Annotated in this window: 14 protein-coding genes and 1 pseudogene; 5 read left to right on the forward strand and 10 right to left on the reverse strand. The window is 74.4% G+C overall.

Going from position 1 to position 15,157, the window contains the following annotated elements; translation table 11 throughout:
• The 7 genes and pseudogenes from ACIRBX_RS35200 to ACIRBX_RS35230 all read right to left on the reverse strand — a co-directional run.
• Positions 1–212, reverse strand: a pseudogene (locus ACIRBX_RS35200) (PE-PGRS family protein); the annotation flags it as partial.
• 112 nt (positions 213–324) lie between these two features.
• The gene (locus tag ACIRBX_RS35205; protein ID WP_402303779.1) at positions 325–708 is read right to left on the reverse strand and encodes a hypothetical protein; all 384 of its coding nucleotides are present in this window, start codon (positions 706–708) and stop codon (positions 325–327) included.
• Between the two features lie 134 nt (positions 709–842).
• The gene (locus ACIRBX_RS35210; RefSeq protein ID WP_402303782.1) at positions 843–1,955 is read right to left on the reverse strand and encodes a hypothetical protein; all 1,113 of its coding nucleotides are present in this window, start codon (positions 1,953–1,955) and stop codon (positions 843–845) included.
• Positions 1,952–2,902, reverse strand: coding sequence for an ATP-binding cassette domain-containing protein (locus ACIRBX_RS35215; protein ID WP_402303785.1), 951 nt, complete (start codon positions 2,900–2,902; stop codon positions 1,952–1,954). Before ACIRBX_RS35215 ends, ACIRBX_RS35210 begins: the two co-directional genes overlap by 4 nt.
• Positions 2,903–2,979: 77 nt before the next feature.
• Entirely contained in the window at positions 2,980–3,549 is a 570-nt protein-coding gene (locus ACIRBX_RS35220) for a hypothetical protein (RefSeq protein WP_402303787.1), read from the reverse strand.
• Positions 3,550–3,985: 436 nt separating this feature from the next.
• Positions 3,986–4,243: a hypothetical protein gene (locus tag ACIRBX_RS35225; RefSeq protein ID WP_402303790.1), complete on the reverse strand. Its 258-nt coding sequence runs from the start codon at positions 4,241–4,243 to the stop codon at positions 3,986–3,988.
• Positions 4,244–5,734: 1,491 nt separating this feature from the next.
• Positions 5,735–6,280 carry a hypothetical protein gene (locus ACIRBX_RS35230; protein WP_402303791.1) on the reverse strand — a complete coding sequence of 182 codons (546 nt, stop codon included), beginning with the start codon at positions 6,278–6,280 and terminating at the stop codon, positions 5,735–5,737.
• A 184-nt stretch (positions 6,281–6,464) separates the two neighbouring features.
• Between ACIRBX_RS35230 and ACIRBX_RS35235 the strand changes: the two genes are divergently transcribed.
• The 3 genes from ACIRBX_RS35235 to ACIRBX_RS35245 all read left to right on the forward strand — a co-directional run bounded on the left by ACIRBX_RS35235 (position 6,465) and on the right by ACIRBX_RS35245 (position 8,181).
• Positions 6,465–6,896 carry a VOC family protein gene (locus tag ACIRBX_RS35235; protein ID WP_402303792.1) on the forward strand — a complete coding sequence of 144 codons (432 nt, stop codon included), beginning with the start codon at positions 6,465–6,467 and terminating at the stop codon, positions 6,894–6,896.
• Between the two features lie 69 nt (positions 6,897–6,965).
• Positions 6,966–7,703, forward strand: a complete 738-nt coding sequence (locus tag ACIRBX_RS35240) for a VOC family protein (RefSeq protein WP_402303793.1) — start codon at positions 6,966–6,968, stop codon at positions 7,701–7,703.
• A 112-nt stretch (positions 7,704–7,815) separates the two neighbouring features.
• Positions 7,816–8,181, forward strand: a complete 366-nt coding sequence (locus ACIRBX_RS35245; RefSeq protein WP_402303794.1) for a hypothetical protein — start codon at positions 7,816–7,818, stop codon at positions 8,179–8,181.
• A gap of 150 nt (positions 8,182–8,331) precedes the next feature.
• Here ACIRBX_RS35245 and ACIRBX_RS35250 read toward each other — a convergent pair whose 3' ends face one another.
• Together ACIRBX_RS35250 and rpe are read right to left on the reverse strand one after the other, a co-directional pair.
• Positions 8,332–9,294, reverse strand: coding sequence for a pirin family protein (locus tag ACIRBX_RS35250; RefSeq protein WP_402303796.1), 963 nt, complete (start codon positions 9,292–9,294; stop codon positions 8,332–8,334).
• Positions 9,295–9,468: 174 nt separating this feature from the next.
• On the reverse strand, positions 9,469–10,152 hold the full coding sequence (rpe, locus tag ACIRBX_RS35255) for a ribulose-phosphate 3-epimerase (protein ID WP_402303799.1): 684 nt from the start codon (positions 10,150–10,152) through the stop codon (positions 9,469–9,471).
• 248 nt (positions 10,153–10,400) lie between these two features.
• Between rpe and ACIRBX_RS35260 the strand changes: the two genes are divergently transcribed.
• Positions 10,401–11,258, forward strand: coding sequence for a hypothetical protein (locus ACIRBX_RS35260; RefSeq protein WP_402303801.1), 858 nt, complete (start codon positions 10,401–10,403; stop codon positions 11,256–11,258).
• Positions 11,259–11,715: 457 nt separating this feature from the next.
• Here ACIRBX_RS35260 and ACIRBX_RS35265 read toward each other — a convergent pair whose 3' ends face one another.
• On the reverse strand, positions 11,716–13,263 hold the full coding sequence (locus tag ACIRBX_RS35265; protein WP_402303803.1) for an ATP-dependent DNA ligase: 1,548 nt from the start codon (positions 13,261–13,263) through the stop codon (positions 11,716–11,718).
• A 650-nt stretch (positions 13,264–13,913) separates the two neighbouring features.
• Between ACIRBX_RS35265 and ACIRBX_RS35270 the strand changes: the two genes are divergently transcribed.
• On the forward strand, positions 13,914–15,128 hold the full coding sequence (locus ACIRBX_RS35270; protein ID WP_402303805.1) for a low temperature requirement protein A: 1,215 nt from the start codon (positions 13,914–13,916) through the stop codon (positions 15,126–15,128).
• The last annotated feature ends 29 nt before the right edge of the window (positions 15,129–15,157 follow it).

Raw genomic sequence — 15,157 nt, forward strand, 5'->3', positions numbered from 1 at the left:
GACTTCCCGAACGCATCGATCGAATCACCCGCGTTCGACGCCAGCACATTGCTCGCCGCACCCGCCGCCCGGTAGTGCAACTCCTCCACCTGATCGGCGAAGTCCCGCCACACCTGCGCCGACTCCCGCAGCTTGTCCTCGTCCGCCGTCGGCCAATCGAAGCCCAGCATCTCCAGGACCCACTCGACGCTGTCCGGCAACATCAGCGACACTTCGCCAAACCCCCTGAAGACACTGGTACTTCACAACTGGCACTTCACTACGGACAACGACGGGACGGACCGGGAACGGAACGCGGGCACCCGGCCGGGTGGCAGAGGCCGGTCAGATCACCTGGGGCCGCTGGATCGCCTGGATCCGGCTGCCCACCATGTCCTGCCGGCCCTCCATGGTGCGGATCGAGCCGTCGGTCGCCGCCTCGTTCGCCTCGTGCTCGGCCGCCATCGACTGCAGCTTCTGGCCGATCTCGCCGATCCGCTTCCCGAGCGACTCCATGGACTCCTTCATCCCGTCCCGGAGACCCTCGTAGACCACTCCGAACTTCTCACCCAATTCGTCGTCGCCCCAGGGTGGAGTGTCACCCTTCTCAAGGGCTTCGAGCCTTCCCGACAGGTTCTTCACAGCGGCCTGGAAATCCTCACCGACCGCCGCCATGCTCTGGCCTTCTCCCCGAAGGCTGTACGAGTCCACCACAATGCGCTGTGCCACAACCGCCCCCGTCGTCCCTGGTCAAGGCGCCAACTCGGTCCACCCCAGCCAGCCCCGTTCATCAGACCATAAACCTGACCGATTGACAGTCCTGACAGCGTCTCACCTTTGCAACAACGGCCGCCGGGCGGCCCTCACCCCCGCCGCCACCACCCCGGCACCGTCCACGGATCGCGCAGCACCGCCGCACGGCACCAGTACAGGCAGAAGCCGAGGAGCACGGTGGTGACGGTCAGGCAGATCCCCGCCTGCGTCCACGTCACGAGCCACTCCTGCGAACGCGGATGGTAGGCGGAGTAGACCTGGGCGAAGGCGTCGACCTGCTCCCGCGTACAGACCATCAGCTCGCACCGGGTGGACCCGTCCGCCAGGGTCACCACCCTGTCCGCATCGAGCGGCATGTCGACCCCGCCCACGGTCCGGAACCCGGTCTCCACGACGTGGGCCTGCGACGGTACGGGGATGGCGTTCAGGTCCACGCCCGAGAGCCGGGTGTGGAACCGGTCCACCGGTGGTCCCACCGGCACGACCACCTCCCGGGCCGGGACGGCCAGGTAGCGCAGCCGGTCCGTCAGCACCCGTGCGGCTGCCGCCAGCAGGGCGGTGACGGCCATCGCGGCGACCACCCGGCGTACCAACAGGCCCACCACCACCCCGAGGGCCACCGCCAGCACACACTGTCCGGCCATCGCCGGCCCTGTGGTGGCGCGCGGCATCAGGCTGAACCAGTCCGCGTAGTCGAGGGCGCCCAGATGCCCTTCGACCACCCGCGCGAACCAGCCGGAGACCACCGCGAGCGCCGACGCCCCGACCAGGGTCAGCAGCAACGGGGCAGCCAGCCGCCTGACCAGCCAGCCGGTGCGGGAGACCGACTGCGTCCAGGCCAGGCGGTAGGTGCCCGACTCGAACTCCCGGGCCAGCAGGGGCGCTCCGACCAGCAGCCCGAGCAGCACCGGAAGCGCGTACAGCACCCATCCGGTGACGGTGACCGCGAGCGACCACCAGCCGGGCTGCTCGGTGGCCCTTGCCCAGAGGCTCTGACAGGCGGGGGTGTACTCGCGCGCGTTGCACTCGCGCACGCCGTTGGCCGCGATCCAGGAGTCGATCTGCCCGCCGAGGAACAGCAGCCAGCCGCAGAGCGCCAGGAGGACCACCGCGCCGGCCAGCAGGGCGGTCCGGTCCTGACGCAGGCTCAGCCAGGCGGCGCCGCGCAGCGAGCCGCCCGGGCGAAGGACGACGGTACTCACGAGGAGGCCACCTCTTCCATGACGAACACCATCCCGGACGGGGTGGGCTGCGGGTCGGCGGCGCCGGGCGCGCGCAGGTAGCCGAGCAGGAGTTCCTCCAGGGTGGGTTCGCCCAGGTCCCAGTCCGGGTGCACCGGGCCGGTGGTGCGGATCAGCGCGGTGGCCTGACGACCCGTCCGGCGCAGCTCCACCACCTCGTGGCCGGCCAGCACGGGCGGCGTGCCGACACCCTCGTGGGCGCCGGCCACCTTGCGGTGCGCCGACAGCAGCTCGTCCACCTCACCCGCCAGCCGGACGTACCCCTCCCCCAGGACCAGCAGGTGGTCGCAGACGCCCGCCAGCTCGGCCGGCACGTGCGAGGAGATCAGCACGGTGGTGCCGTGCTCCGCCGCCTCGGCCAGCAGCAGCCCGGTCAGCTCGTGCCGGGCCACCGGATCGAGGTCCGCCAGCGGCTCGTCCAGCAGCAGCAGGTCGGGCCGCTTGCCGAGGGCCAGCGCCAGCGCGACCCGGGTGCGCTGGCCGCCGGAGAGCCGGCCGACCCGGGTCTTCGGGTCCACGTCGGCTGCCGCCAGCACGCGTTCGGCGGCGGCCTGGTCCCAGGCCGGGTTCAGCTCCCGCCCCATCCGGAGGGTGTCGGCGATCGACAGCCGCGGGTGGAGCGGCCTGTCCTGGGCGAGCAGCGCGATCCGGCGCCGTCCCTCGGCCGAGTCAGGGGCGTGACCGAACACCTCGACGGTGCCCTCGGTCGGGGCCAGCACTCCGGCGGCCAGTGCCATCAGGGTCGACTTGCCGGCGCCGTTCGGCCCGACCAGGGCGCAGATCCGGCTGGCCGGCAGGCTCAGCTCACAGCCGCTCAACACCCAGCCCCGTCGGTACCTCACCCCGAGGCGACGGGCCCTCAGGGCCGGTACGTCCTGCGGGAGTTGCTCTTCGGCGGAACGGCTCACCCGGGCTCCTCGACTGCACTGGCGCGCACTCATAAATCTATTTCACTAGGGATCTAGTGGAATGCTCGCCCAGCTGCTCACCGGCCGTCAAGTCCGGCCGCTGCTCCGCCCGTCGAGGGCCGCCGCCCGCGTCCTGCGCGCCGGCGCCGGTGGTGGTCGACGGTCACGGCGGCGAGGAGCGGTCCCCAGGCGACCAGCGGCAGGTAGAGGACTCCGACCACGGTGTGGCCGAGCGGGGTCATGTCCGGGGCGGGGAAGGCCCACCAGAGGGCGAGCTGGGAGAGGATCAGCGTCAGCGCCCCGGCGCCGAGGCCCGCCGCCAGGGTGACCGCGCGCGGGTTCGGCCGGCGCCCGCCGACCAGGGGAATCCACGGCGGCAGCACCTCGCCCCACGGCCGGACCAGCCCGAGCGTGAGCAGGGCCAGCAGTTCGCCCAACGCGCTGAGCGCGACCACGTAGACCGCTCCCCAGCCGGTGAAGCCCATCGCCTCGTAGCCTGCCTCGGTGTACCCGGCCGTGAAGCCCGCAGCGAGCAGCAGGCGCCAGATCCCGGACGGCAGGGTGAGCAGTGCGGTGACGTGCGCGGCCCGGACGGCCCAGCGCGGCGGGGGTGCGAGCGGGGGTCGGTGGAGCTGAGTGGTCGTCATGCACACCATCGTTGCGGCGCGTTGCCGCTAGGGCGTCGTCCCCGCGAACGGGCCGCACGGCCGCCCTCGGCAGGATCTCCGCACCACCGTCTCCCCCGCGCGGGGGACGGGTGTCATCCCCACCGACCGCAGTCCCGACCGCCCCGGCCACCGGATGACAGCGGGTCCCCCTGGCGTCCTCACATGCGAGACCGACGGCTTCTCCGACGCCACCTTCTCCATCGCGTACTCCGGCCCGGCACCTTCGGCCCGGCCCTCGGCGCCGCCGCCCGGCCTGACGCGCACCGTCCGCCGCACCGTGCCCCCACGCCCGGCCCCTGACCTCCCGTCAGCGCCGCCAGCCACCATTCTCCCGGTCCGTCGTGAGCGGGCTTCCAAGGCGGGCCGAGCATCGAGCCGCTGACGTGGCGGAGCGCCGACCCGGCGGGGCGGGACCTCAGTCCAGGTACTCCATCGAGGCACGGCAGTGCGCTCCGGCCATCCGGCGGCGCTCCTCCGGCGCAACCTCCCGACCCACCCAGCTCTCGCCTCCGCCGGCCGGGTCCAGCGAGCCCGTGGAGACCGCCGGTTCCACCGGAGGCAGCAGGCCCTCTGGGGCGAGGACGGGCGGCCCGGTGAGCGGGCGGGCCGGACCGGCCGGGATGCCGACCGGGGCTCCGGCGGTGGGTGCGGCGCACTGGAGAGCAGCGCTCATGTCGGTCCACTTCCTCACGTCGGTGGTCCGGCACGGCGGACCGCACCGGACGCTTCTCAGCCCTCCGGCCTGCCAGCCCTGGCGCGGCCGGAGACCTGTCCCCTTCAGTGGACGCTCCTGAGCCTCCGCACCGCCAGCCCCTTTGACGGGCTCTTGACGGCTCGCCCCTCGATCTTGACGGGCCCGCTGCTCCGGGGCCGCGCCGCTCTCCGGCGAACGGCGCAGCCGCCCGGTGGGCGCGAACTGACGGTCCGTTCGCCGACCGAGTCCGAAGCCTCTCGCACCGTGGGTCCCCACTCGCGCGGCCGACACCGCCCGGAGGCAGCCCGGCACGTCCCTGCCGACCACGGGGGCGCTGCCCGAAGGAGAGTGCGACTGGTGGAGACTTCTCGGATGCGACTTCCCGTGGAGGAGCCGACCGTCCCGCGCTCGAACGTCCTGGCCCGGCTCGGTCGGCTGGCCCTCGTCCTGGCGCTGTGCGCCGTGGTGCCCGCCGTGTTCGTCGTCCTGCTGGCCCGCACGGACGACGCGATCGAGCGGGCCACGGCGAGCGCCGTCGGCGAGGTCGAGCGCGTGGAGCGCGGCAGGGGCTCCGCCGCCGTGGTCACCTGGACCGACCCGCAAGGGGCCCGGCGCACCGAACGGTTCGTCCTGTCCGACCCGGACCACTACCGCACCGGCGACGCGTACCGGCTGCGCTACGACCCCGGCACCGCCGCTCCGCAGGCTCTGCCCGCGACGGCCGACGACCTCACCGCGCTGCGGGACCAGGCCCGCGTCCCGCTGGGCTTGTCGGCGGTAGCCGGCGCGGCGGTGGCCGCCTACGCGGTCGGCCGGACCTCGCTGGATCTGCTGACCCGGCGGTGCCCGGCCCGGCCCGGCACCGCCCGGGCCGGGCGGGCCACACTGGGCCGCACCGCGTCGCGTCCGGTGGTCCACGTGCGGTGGCACAACGGAGCCGGCCATCCGGTCGAGGGGTGGCAGCCCGTCAAGCGTGGACGGGCCGAGAGCTCCCTGCACGCCGCTGCGACGGCCGACGGAACGCCGGTGCTGGTCCGCCAGTTGACCGCCGGCGGCCGTCTGCTCCTCGTCCTGCCGGACGGCAGCCCGCTCGAACCGGACGGCCGTCTGCTGTCCGCGCGGCCACAGCACTGGGACGACGCCCCCTCCTCCCTTCCCCGCTCGGCACTCCACCGCCGCCGCGCAAGGGCTGGCAGCTCCGGTGCGCCGCCACCGCCGGCGTCGCGGGAGCCGTCACCGCCCCGGCCGTCTGGCACCTCACCGGCCAGACCCTCGCCACGGCCGTCATCGCCCTCGCGGTCGCCGCCTTCGCCGCCACGGGGATCTGGCTGCGCGAACTCCTGCACGCCGCTCCGCTGTCGACCGGGCCGACAGGTTCGAGCCCTCGGACCTGACGTCGGCTCACCGCCCGCCGCCCCCGGGTGCTGCGGGCGGTCCGCGCCGCGCCCCGGGTGCGGCCCGTCCCCGGGCTCAGTCGCCGTCGGAGGTCCAGGTCGTCCGGTCCTGGTACGGCTCCACCGTCGCCTGCGGGCAGGCGAGGCGCAGTGCCTCCGCCAGCAGCGCGGGGTTGTTCGCGGGCGGGGCGTAGCCGGCCTGCGTGCGGTAGGCGCTGCCGCCGGCGGACAGCTCCAGCACGTGCTGACCGCCGTCCGGGTGGGCCGCCGAGCGGTAGCCGGTGCGCAGCAGCTGAATCCTGCTCACCGCCCCGAGGGGATGGGTGCGTTGGGCCCCGCCGACCCGGCCCAGCACGAGCACCGGCGAGGCGCCCGGGCGGATCTCCGCCCACTCAACGGCGCGGCGCTCCTGCCACCAGGTCGGCAGCAGCAGCACACCCCAGAACACCGCGAGGGCCGCACCGAACAGCAGGCCCGCCACCGGCCGGACGACGAGCACCGCCCCGACGAAGAACGCGTGCAGCAACGTGAACCCCACCCACCTGCCGGGATCGGAGACCTTCTCGTTCCCGCACTCGTACGTCTCCCAGCGGAAGACGTCACCGCTCTCGCGCTCGGCCACGCACCGAGCATGGCGCCCCTCCGGCACCGGCGGAAGGGGGCGGCGAAGTGGACGTCCGCATGGCCCGCTCCCGCTGCCGCACCCGACCGGCAGCCCTTCGGCAGCGGGTCGGTCACCCTCCTCCCGACCGCCTCCGAACCCCCTGACCTGCGGAGATGAGCAGATCCCCTGCTATCGTGCGCCCATGTCAACGATCAAGCAGTTCCAGGTGGCCTTCGACTGCGCGGACCCGGTGCGTCTCGCCACCTTCTGGTGCGAGGTGCTGGGGTACGTCCTGCCGCCCGTCCCGGAGGGCTTCGCCACCTGGGAGGAGTGCTTCGACTCGCTGCCGCCCGAGGACACGGTCTACTTCGCGTGCGTCGATCCCTCGGGTGTCGCCCCGCGCCTGCTCTTCCAGCGCGTGCCGGAAGGCAAGGTCGTCAAGAACCGGGTCCACCTCGACGTGCGGGCCGGCGTCGGGCTCGTGGGTGACGAGCGCCTGGCCACCCTCGAAGCCGAATGCGCACGGCTGACGGCGCTCGGCGCGAAGCACGTGCTGACGCAGCGCGCCGACGGCGTCAACGAGTCCTGCATCACGATGCAGGACGTCGAGGGCAACGAGTTCTGCCTCGCCTGACCCCGCCTCGCCCCCGTGCACGAGGCCCCGCACGCTCCCCACCAGGACGAAGATCCTAGGATCGGTCGCATGGCAACGAGACTCGTGCAGATCAACATGAAGGCCCGGGACGACGCCGCGCTCGGCCGGTTCTGGGCGGAGGCGCTCGGCTGGGGTGTCGACAGCGAGGGGCCCGGCGTGACCAACCTCGAACCCGTGGGCTTCGTCTACCCCGACCCCGTGGCGGTCTGCATCGACATCGTCGCCGGCCCGGAGCCCAAGACGGTGAAGAACCGGGTGCACCTCGACCTGGCCACCACCTCGACGGCCCATCAGGCGGAGTTGGTCGCGCGCCTGAAGGGTCTCGGCGCGACGCTCGTCGACGTGGGTCAGGGCGACGTCCCCTGGACGGTCATGGCCGACCCGGAGGGCAACGAGTTCTGCGTCCTGGAGCCCCGCCCGGTCTACCGGGACACCGGGCCGGTCGCTGCGGTGGTGGTCGACTGCACCGACCCGCGCGCGATGGCCCGGTTCTGGGGCGAGGCGACGGACTGGACGCTGCACGAGGTCACCGACGACCACGCGACCATGCGCTCGGCCCAAGGCGTCGGCCCGTACCTGGAGTTCCTCCGAACCCCTGACACCAAGAGCGGCTGGAACCGCGTCCACCTCGACGTCCGCCCCTACCCCGGCGACGACCCGGCAGCGGAGGAAGCCCGCCTGCGCGGACTGGGCGCCGCCGACCCCGGCATCGACCAGTCCGCGATCTCCTGGACGGTCCTGACCGACCCGGAGGGCAACGAGTTCTGCCTCCTCTCCCCCGGCTGACCCGAGCAGCGGCCCGGGCCGTTCTCGACCGGCCCCTCGGCGGGCCCGTGACGGGACGAGGACCGCACGGACCGGGTGAGGTGTGGCGCCCACCGTCGAATACCTTCGGCCCATGGAGCAGCACCACCCCCTCGTCCGTGACGTCTTCCCCGATCTCGTCACCGAGTTGGCCACCCTCCTGGAAGGTGCGGGCGAACACGACCTCGCGATCGGCGTACGGGACGTTCGGCTGGTGGGCGAGTGCGGCTGCGGCGACGATCTCTGTCAGAGCATCCGTACGGCCGACCATCCGCGGGGGCAGCCGTACGGAGCCGGCCATCGGTGCCTGCCGCTCTCGCCTGCCGACGGCATGCTGACCCTGGACGTCGTCGACGGTCGGATCATGTACATCGAAGTGCTCGACCGGCCGCCGATGCTGGAGCGTGCCGCCGAGGCCGCCCCGGCCCCGCGAAGGCCCGGGGCCACGGAGCGCCCCTGACGAGTCCGATCGTCCGACGGGACGCCCGGGTGAGCTCCGGCCCGTCCGCAGCCCACCCGCTCACCCGGATGCCGTCCCGGACGGTCCCGCTGCGAGCGTGAACCGTCCGCGCAGGGCGCAGCCCCGGCACGGGCTCCGTTCGTCCTCCGGTCAGCGCACCCGGCCGCGCGGCTTCAGCGGCACCGGCGGCAGCTCGGGCGCGGCCAGCCGGGCGCCGTCGTAGCCGTGCACCTCGCCGAAGACCGGCGCCCCCGCCATCCACTCCGTGCGGGCCTGCGCGATCTCCTCCCCGGTGCGGGCGATGAAGTTCCACCACATCACCAGGTGCTCCTCGAAGGGCACCCCGCCCAGCAGCAGGACCGAGGCGTCGGTACGGGCCAGCAGCGGGAGGGCTCGGCGGCCGGTGCCCAGGTAGAGGATCGAGCCGGGCTCGACCCGGACGCCGTCCACGTCGACCGAGCCGCTCATGGAGAGCACGGCGTACTCGAACTGCTCCTCCAGCGGCACCTGCTGGGAAGCTCCCTCACGGAGCGTCAGGTCCGCCCCGACCAGCGGCGAGTACGTGGTGCCCGGGGAGGTGGCGCCGTCCAGCGCGCCGAGGATGACGGTGGCGTCCAGTCCTGCGGCGGTGACCCTCGGGAGCTCGGCGTGGTGCTCGAAGGCGGGGGCCATGTGCCGGTGGGCGTCGGGGAGGGCGACCCAGAGCTGGGCGCCGTGCAGGTAGCGGGCGTGCGGGCGCGGGGACTCCTCGGAGTGGGTGATGCCCCGGCCGGAGGTCATCAGGCCGAGCTCGCGGGCCCGGACGGGCTGGAGGCTGCCCAGGCTGTCGCGGTGCAGGATGGAGCCCTCGTGCAGCCAGCTGACGGTCTGCAGGCCGGCGTGCGGGTGGGGCGGCACCTGCATGCCGGGCTCGTCGGTGATGTCGTCGGGGCCGTAGTGGTCGACGAAGCACCAGGCGCCGACCATCCGCCGTCCGAGGTTGGGGAGCAGCCGGCGGACCTCGGTCGACTCGCCGAGCTGGACCGCACGCCCCGTCAGCAGCTGCTTGATCGGTCCGGAGTCGGCCTCGCCACCGCAGGGGGTCGGGGTCGGCTTGAGGTCGAGGTTGCTCATCGCGGGAGCACTCCATCCGGTTCGGCGGTGAAGGGACGAGAGGACAGCAGGACAACAGGACGGCAGGAAGGCGGCACGGCAGGTCGCATCCGATCATCCGTCAGTTCGGGTCCGCAGCAAACCGAAGGGCGGGGATTGCTCCCCGCCCTTGTCAGGTCCTGCCACCGCGACGGCTCAGTGCGCGCAGGCCCAGGCCGCGCCCGCCGTGGCCGCCTCGGCCTGCGCCCGCAGCGCGCGGACCGCCTCGGCCGGGTCGCCCGCCCCGTACACCGCCGAGCCGGCCACGAAGACGTCCGCGCCCGCCTCGGCGCACCGCTCGATGGTGGAGGCCGCGACGCCGCCGTCCACCTGGAGCCAGAGGTCGAGCCCGTGCTTGGAGATCAGCTCCCGGGTCCGGCGGATCTTCGGCAGCATGATGTCGAGGAACGCCTGTCCGCCGAAGCCGGGCTCCACCGTCATGATCAGAACCATGTCCAGCTCGGGCAGCAGGTCCTCGTACTGCTCGATCGGGGTGGCCGGCTTGAGGGCCATCGAGGCGCGGGCACCCTTGGCGCGGATCTCCCGGGCCAGCCGGACGGGCGCGGCGGCGGCCTCGGCGTGGAAGGTCACCGAGCCGGCCCCGGCCTCGACGTACTGCGGGGCCCAGCGGTCGGGCTGCTCGATCATCAGGTGGCAGTCGAGCGGGATGTCGGTGGCCCGGGCCAGCGACTCCACGATCGGGACGCCCAGCGTGAGGTTGGGGACGAAGTGGTTGTCCATCACGTCCACGTGCAGCCAGTCCGCGCCTCGGACGGCCTCCGCCTCCTCGGCCAGACGGGCGAAATCGGCGGACAGGATGCTGGGGTTGATCTGGGCCATATGAGGGAACCTTCAGACTCGGTGCGGGGCGGCCGGAGCAGCTGCCCGGCTCCATCATCTCCCCTGCCCGAGGCGGGCGGTGAGAGCCCGGGGGGCCGGGTGACCCGTGTCACAGCAGCGCCCCGGGTCGTGGCACCACCCGAGACTCCGCCGTGGGGAAGCAGCCCCCGGGAGCGGCGCCCGGGCCGTGGCACCCGGCCGGGACAGCCCGGCCGCACCGGCCCGCCGACGACCCGAAAGGTCCTTCGATGGCCCAGCCGGTCCACCCCGCCCGTGCGCTGTGGTGGCTCTTCGAGCCCGTGCACGCCCTCACCTACTTCACCCCCGAAGGCCGAGCTGCTACCGAGGCCGTCGGGCTGCGCGGCAGCTGGCGCGGGTACTTCGCCGGGCGGGCCGCACCGCTCGGCCCGGTGGACGCGCCCCCGGTGGTGGCGGCGTTCTTCAACTTCGCCCCGCAGATGGTGGAGCGGGCCCTGCCGGACGTCTGGACCAGGGCGACGCCGGAGGCCGCGCTGGCGGCCAGGCTGGACGGGGCGGTCGCCGCGCTGGAGCGCGTGCTGGTCGAGGTGAAGCCGGATCTGATCGACCGTTCGGTGGAGCTGCTGGAGCGCGGGGTGGCCGGGCTGGACTGTTCCGGCCGGGTGCTGGCCGCCGCGAACGCCGCGCTGCCCCGGCCGGAGGGCCGGCTCGCCCGGCTCTGGCACGCCACCACCGTGCTGCGCGAGCACCGGGGCGACGGGCACATGGCCGCCCTGGTCGCGGAGGGCCTGGACGGCTGCGAGGCCCTGGTGCTGCGCTGCGCGCTGGACACCCGGCGCGAGCAGCTCCAGCCGTTCCGGGGCTGGACGGACGAGGAGTGGGACGAGGCCACCGCCCGGCTGGTGACCAGGGGTTGGCTCAACCCCGACGGCACCGTCTCCCCGGACGGCCGCCACCGGCACCAGGCGCTGGAGGCCGCCACCGACCTGGCCGCCGCCCGGGTCTGGTCCGTCTCCTTCCACCGCTCCGAGCTGGACCAGCTCGCCAGCGCCCTCACGCCGATCGCCACCGCGTGTCGGGCCGAACTGCCCCAGCTCAACCCGATCGGACTCCCCGTCAGCAGCTGACCCCGAGCCGGCCGTCCGGCTCCGCGCACGCGTACGACCCCGCCGGGGCCGTGGAGCGCGCGGGAGCGGAGCGGGCCGGACGAGGCACACCGATCGCCGGGTACGGGCGGCCACGCGCGCGTGAGCCTCCGTACCCGGCCACCAGGTCACCTGTTCACCAGGCCGGCGGTGCCGTCGGTCACCCGGCCCACCGACCGCCCACCGGGCCGACAGTCGGGCAGTCCGGTGGCCCGACGCCCGGACGGCGGCTCCCTTCCCGGGCCGGTCAGCCCGGGCAAGGCACGTACCCGCCTCCGAACAGGGTGGCCACCCCGATGGCCGTACCGGCGAGGAGGGTCAGGATGCGTCGGCCGAGAGCCCGCTGCGAAGTGGTCATGCCGCCCATCCTGGGCTCCCGCTGACGCCCCGTCATCAGGGCACCGCCCCGACCGGCCCCCGACCCTCCCCCGAGTCACCCCTACGGAGCGGCCAGGGCCCGGACCGCCGCGATGGTGTCCGCCTCCTCCGGCCGCTTGTCCTCCCGGTACCGCAGCACCCGGGCGAACCGCAGGGCCAGCCCGGCCGGGTAGCGCGGGCTGCGCTGCAGTCCGTCGAAGGCGATCTCCACCACCAGCTCCGGCCGGACGTGCACCGTGTACCCGTCCCGGTGGGTCTCCCGGGCGAGCAACTGCTCGGTCTGCCAGGTCAGCAGCCGGTCCGTCAGGCCCTTGAAGGTCTTGCCGAGCATCACCCAGGGCTCCAGCCCGGCCTCGTCCGGATTGCGGGCGGCCAGGTGCAGGTTGCTCAGCCACCCCTGCCGCCTGCCGCTGCCCCACTCGGCGGCGGTCACCACCAGGTCCAGGGTGTGCCGGGGCTTGACCTTGATCCAGCCGGCCCCGCGCCGCCCGGCGGCGTACGGCGCCGCCAACTCCTTGACCACCACGCCCTCGTGGCCGTGCGCCAGCGCGTCCGCGAAGAACCGCTCCGCCTCCCCGGCCACCGCCGTGACGGTCCTCGGCACCCGTAGCCCCTCTGGCGCCACCGCCGCCAGCGCGGCCCAGCGCTCGGCGGCCGGGCGGTCCAGCAGGTCGGTGCCGTCGCGGTGCAGCAGGTCGAAGAAGAGCACGCTCAGCGGGGTCTCGGCCCGCAGGGCCGCCGGGTCCTGCCGTGAGGCGGTCCGGGCGGCGGTCTCCTGGAACGGCCTGGGCCGCCCGCCCGGACCGAGTGCGATCGCCTCGCCGTCCAGCACCACCCGGCGGGCCGCCAACGACCGGGCGGCCTCGACCACTTCGGGTACCCGGTCGGTGATCTCCTCCAGGCTGCGGGTGAAGACCGAGACCCGCTCGCCGTCCCGGTGCACCTGCACCCGGATCCCGTCCAGCTTCCACTCCACCCCCACCTCGACCCCCGCGTCCTCCCCCGCGCCCGCCTTCTCCAGCGCTGCGGCCACGTCCGGTGCGGAGGCGGCCAGCATCGGCCGGACCGGCCGCCCCACCTCCAGCCCGAACGCCCGCAGCGCCGCCACCCCACCGGTCAACGCCGCCTCCGCCACCACCCGGGCCGAACCGCGCAGCATCAGGGCCCGCCGCACCGCCGCCACCGGCACGCCGGCCGCCTTCGCCACCGCGTCGCCCATCAGCGCGTCCAACGCTCCCTGCCTCAACTCCCCCACCAGCACGGCCCGGAGGAACTCCTGCTCGACCGCCGTGGCCCGCCCGAACAGCTCGCCGAGCAGCCGGGCCCGTTCAGCCCGCGAACCCGCCCCGTGCACCTCGCCGAGCCGCACCAGCAGGTCCTCCGCCTCGGCGACCCCCAGGCTCGGCGCCCCGGCCGGCTCCGGCAGCTCCCGCAGCCCCGCCCAGCCGACCCCGGCCCGGCGGGCCTCGCCGGAGAGCAGCGCCACCGCGGCCGGGATCTCGGCCGGCCCCAACTCCTCCAGGCAGGCGGCGATCAGCGCCACCTTGGCATTGCGGGCCGGCTCGGCGGCCACCGCCCGCGAGGTCAACGCCAACCGTTCCAGCAGCACCGGCCGCTCCTCCGCCCTCGACGTGGCCCGAGCCTCCATCATGCGGGCCACCGGGCTCCGCGCCCCGACCCGCCGCGCCAGGCCACCCGACCGGCCCCGCGCCACCGGCTGCGGAGCGCGGAACACCCGGGCAGGGATCGCGACGGGCAGGGCACGGGCCGGGCACCTGCCGGACATCCGTTGCGCGTCGGACCACCCCCCCCTCCAGGGAACGGAGTTGACGATGAACCGGACGTCCGACGGCCGGCACGCCCACCGGGGCGAGCCCCACGACGGTGAGTGCGAAGAGCCGTCGGTGCCCGGACATCGACGGCGTCGCCTCGAACGGCTCCGGCAGCGGCCTTTGCACCATTCGGCCGTCCGGCTGCCGGGAGCGCGGCCCGGGCCGACCACGGCACCGACGCCCCCGGGCCCGGGAGCCCGGCCCACGCCTGGTGACCCCGGCGGGGCCGGACTCTGCGGAGTACCCGCACCGACCTCGCGGAGTCCGGTCCGCCACCCCTCCCCTCGCACCGTCAACTCCCCCACCGGGCAATCCTGTTCACACCCATCACGACAGTCGGCACCGGCCGCCCGGCGGCCCGCCCGTGCCAGGCTGCCCCCGTCACCAGCGCCCGCCGGGCGCGCCCGACAGCGGAGGAGGACGAGACGTGCGGACCGTGCCGGCACGACCCCGGAGCGGCGGCGGCCAGGCGACCCTGGCGGGCTCCGTCCTGGCCGGGAACCGGGTGACCACCTTCGAGTTGTTCTTCGACCTGGTGTACGTCTTCGTGCTGACCAAGGTGACCGGGGCGATGGCCCACCACCACGACGCGGTCAGCGTGCTGCGCGGACTGCTGCTGCTCGCCCTGGTCTGGTTCTCCTGGTCGGCGTACGCCTGGCTGGGCAACCAGGCCAGGGCCGACCCTGGGGTGGTGCGGGCCGGGATGACCCTGGCGATGGCCGGGATGTTTGTGGTGGCCCTCGCCGTCCCCGAGGCGTGGCACGACACCCCCGGCGGGCTGTCCGGGCCGGTGGTGCTGGCGGCGGCGTACCTGTCCGTGCGCTGCGTGCACCTGGTGCTGTACAGCGTGCTGGCCCGGGGTGACCACGACCTGGTGCGGCAGGTCGCCGTCTCGTCGGCTCCGGTGCTGGCCGGGGCCGGGCTGCTGCTCACCGGGGCACTGGTCGGCGGCGAGGTGCAGACGGTCTTCGTGGCGGTGGCCATCCTGGTCGACTGGGGCGGCGTCTACCTGACCTCCCGGCGCGGCAACTGGCGCATCCACGACGCGGGTTGGTTCGCCGAGCGGCACGAACTCTTCATGATCATCGCCATCGGGGAGTCCCTGCTGGCGATGGGCGCGGGCGCCGCCGACCAGGCCGTCACCGGCCCCCTGCTGGCCGCCGCCGTGCTCGGCGTGGCGGTCGCCCTCGGGCTCTGGTGGCTCTACTTCGACGTGGCCGCCCTGCATGGCGAGCACCGGCTGCGCGGCGCGGCGGACTCCGAGCGGCTCGGCCTGGCCGTCCGGGCGTACGGCTACGCCCACTTCCCGATCGTGGCGGGCGTGGTGCTCACCGCCCTCGGCGTGGAGGGCGTGGTGGCGCACGCCGACGGCGGCGAGCCGCTCGGCGGCTTCTACGCCGCCGCGCTGTGCGGCGGGCCCGCCGTCTACCTCACCGGTCTGGTCCTGTTCGGCCGCATCATGCACCGCTCCTGGAGCCCCGTCCGGCTCGGCGCCCTGATCCCGCTGCTCGCCTGGAGCCCGGTCGCCGCCACCCTCTCCCCGGTGGCCGGCCTGGCGGGCGTGGTGCTGGTGCTGGCGGCCGTCGCCTCCGCCGAGACCCGCCGCTACGCCGACCTGCGGCGCGACCTCCGCCCGATCTGACCCCCCGTCGCCCCGGCCCCGGTCGCGGG

The sequence above is a fragment of the Kitasatospora sp. NPDC096147 genome (assembly GCF_044763225.1).
Taxonomy (GTDB): Bacteria; Actinomycetota; Actinomycetes; order Streptomycetales; family Streptomycetaceae; genus Kitasatospora.

Bases quoted from the DNA above. Each gene is read 5' to 3' on its own strand.
- ACIRBX_RS35245 (WP_402303794.1), top strand. From the start codon at position 7,816: ATGGAGCAGCACCACCCCCTCGTCCGTGACGTCTTCCCCGATCTCGTC.
- ACIRBX_RS35220 (WP_402303787.1), bottom strand. From the start codon at position 3,549: ATGACGACCACTCAGCTCCACCGACCCCCGCTCGCACCCCCGCCGCGC.
- rpe (WP_402303799.1), bottom strand. From the start codon at position 10,152: ATGGCCCAGATCAACCCCAGCATCCTGTCCGCCGATTTCGCCCGTCTG.
- ACIRBX_RS35250 (WP_402303796.1), bottom strand. From the start codon at position 9,294: ATGAGCAACCTCGACCTCAAGCCGACCCCGACCCCCTGCGGTGGCGAG.
- ACIRBX_RS35260 (WP_402303801.1), top strand. From the start codon at position 10,401: ATGGCCCAGCCGGTCCACCCCGCCCGTGCGCTGTGGTGGCTCTTCGAG.
- ACIRBX_RS35235 (WP_402303792.1), top strand. From the start codon at position 6,465: ATGTCAACGATCAAGCAGTTCCAGGTGGCCTTCGACTGCGCGGACCCG.
- ACIRBX_RS35225 (WP_402303790.1), bottom strand. From the start codon at position 4,243: ATGAGCGCTGCTCTCCAGTGCGCCGCACCCACCGCCGGAGCCCCGGTC.
- ACIRBX_RS35240 (WP_402303793.1), top strand. From the start codon at position 6,966: ATGGCAACGAGACTCGTGCAGATCAACATGAAGGCCCGGGACGACGCC.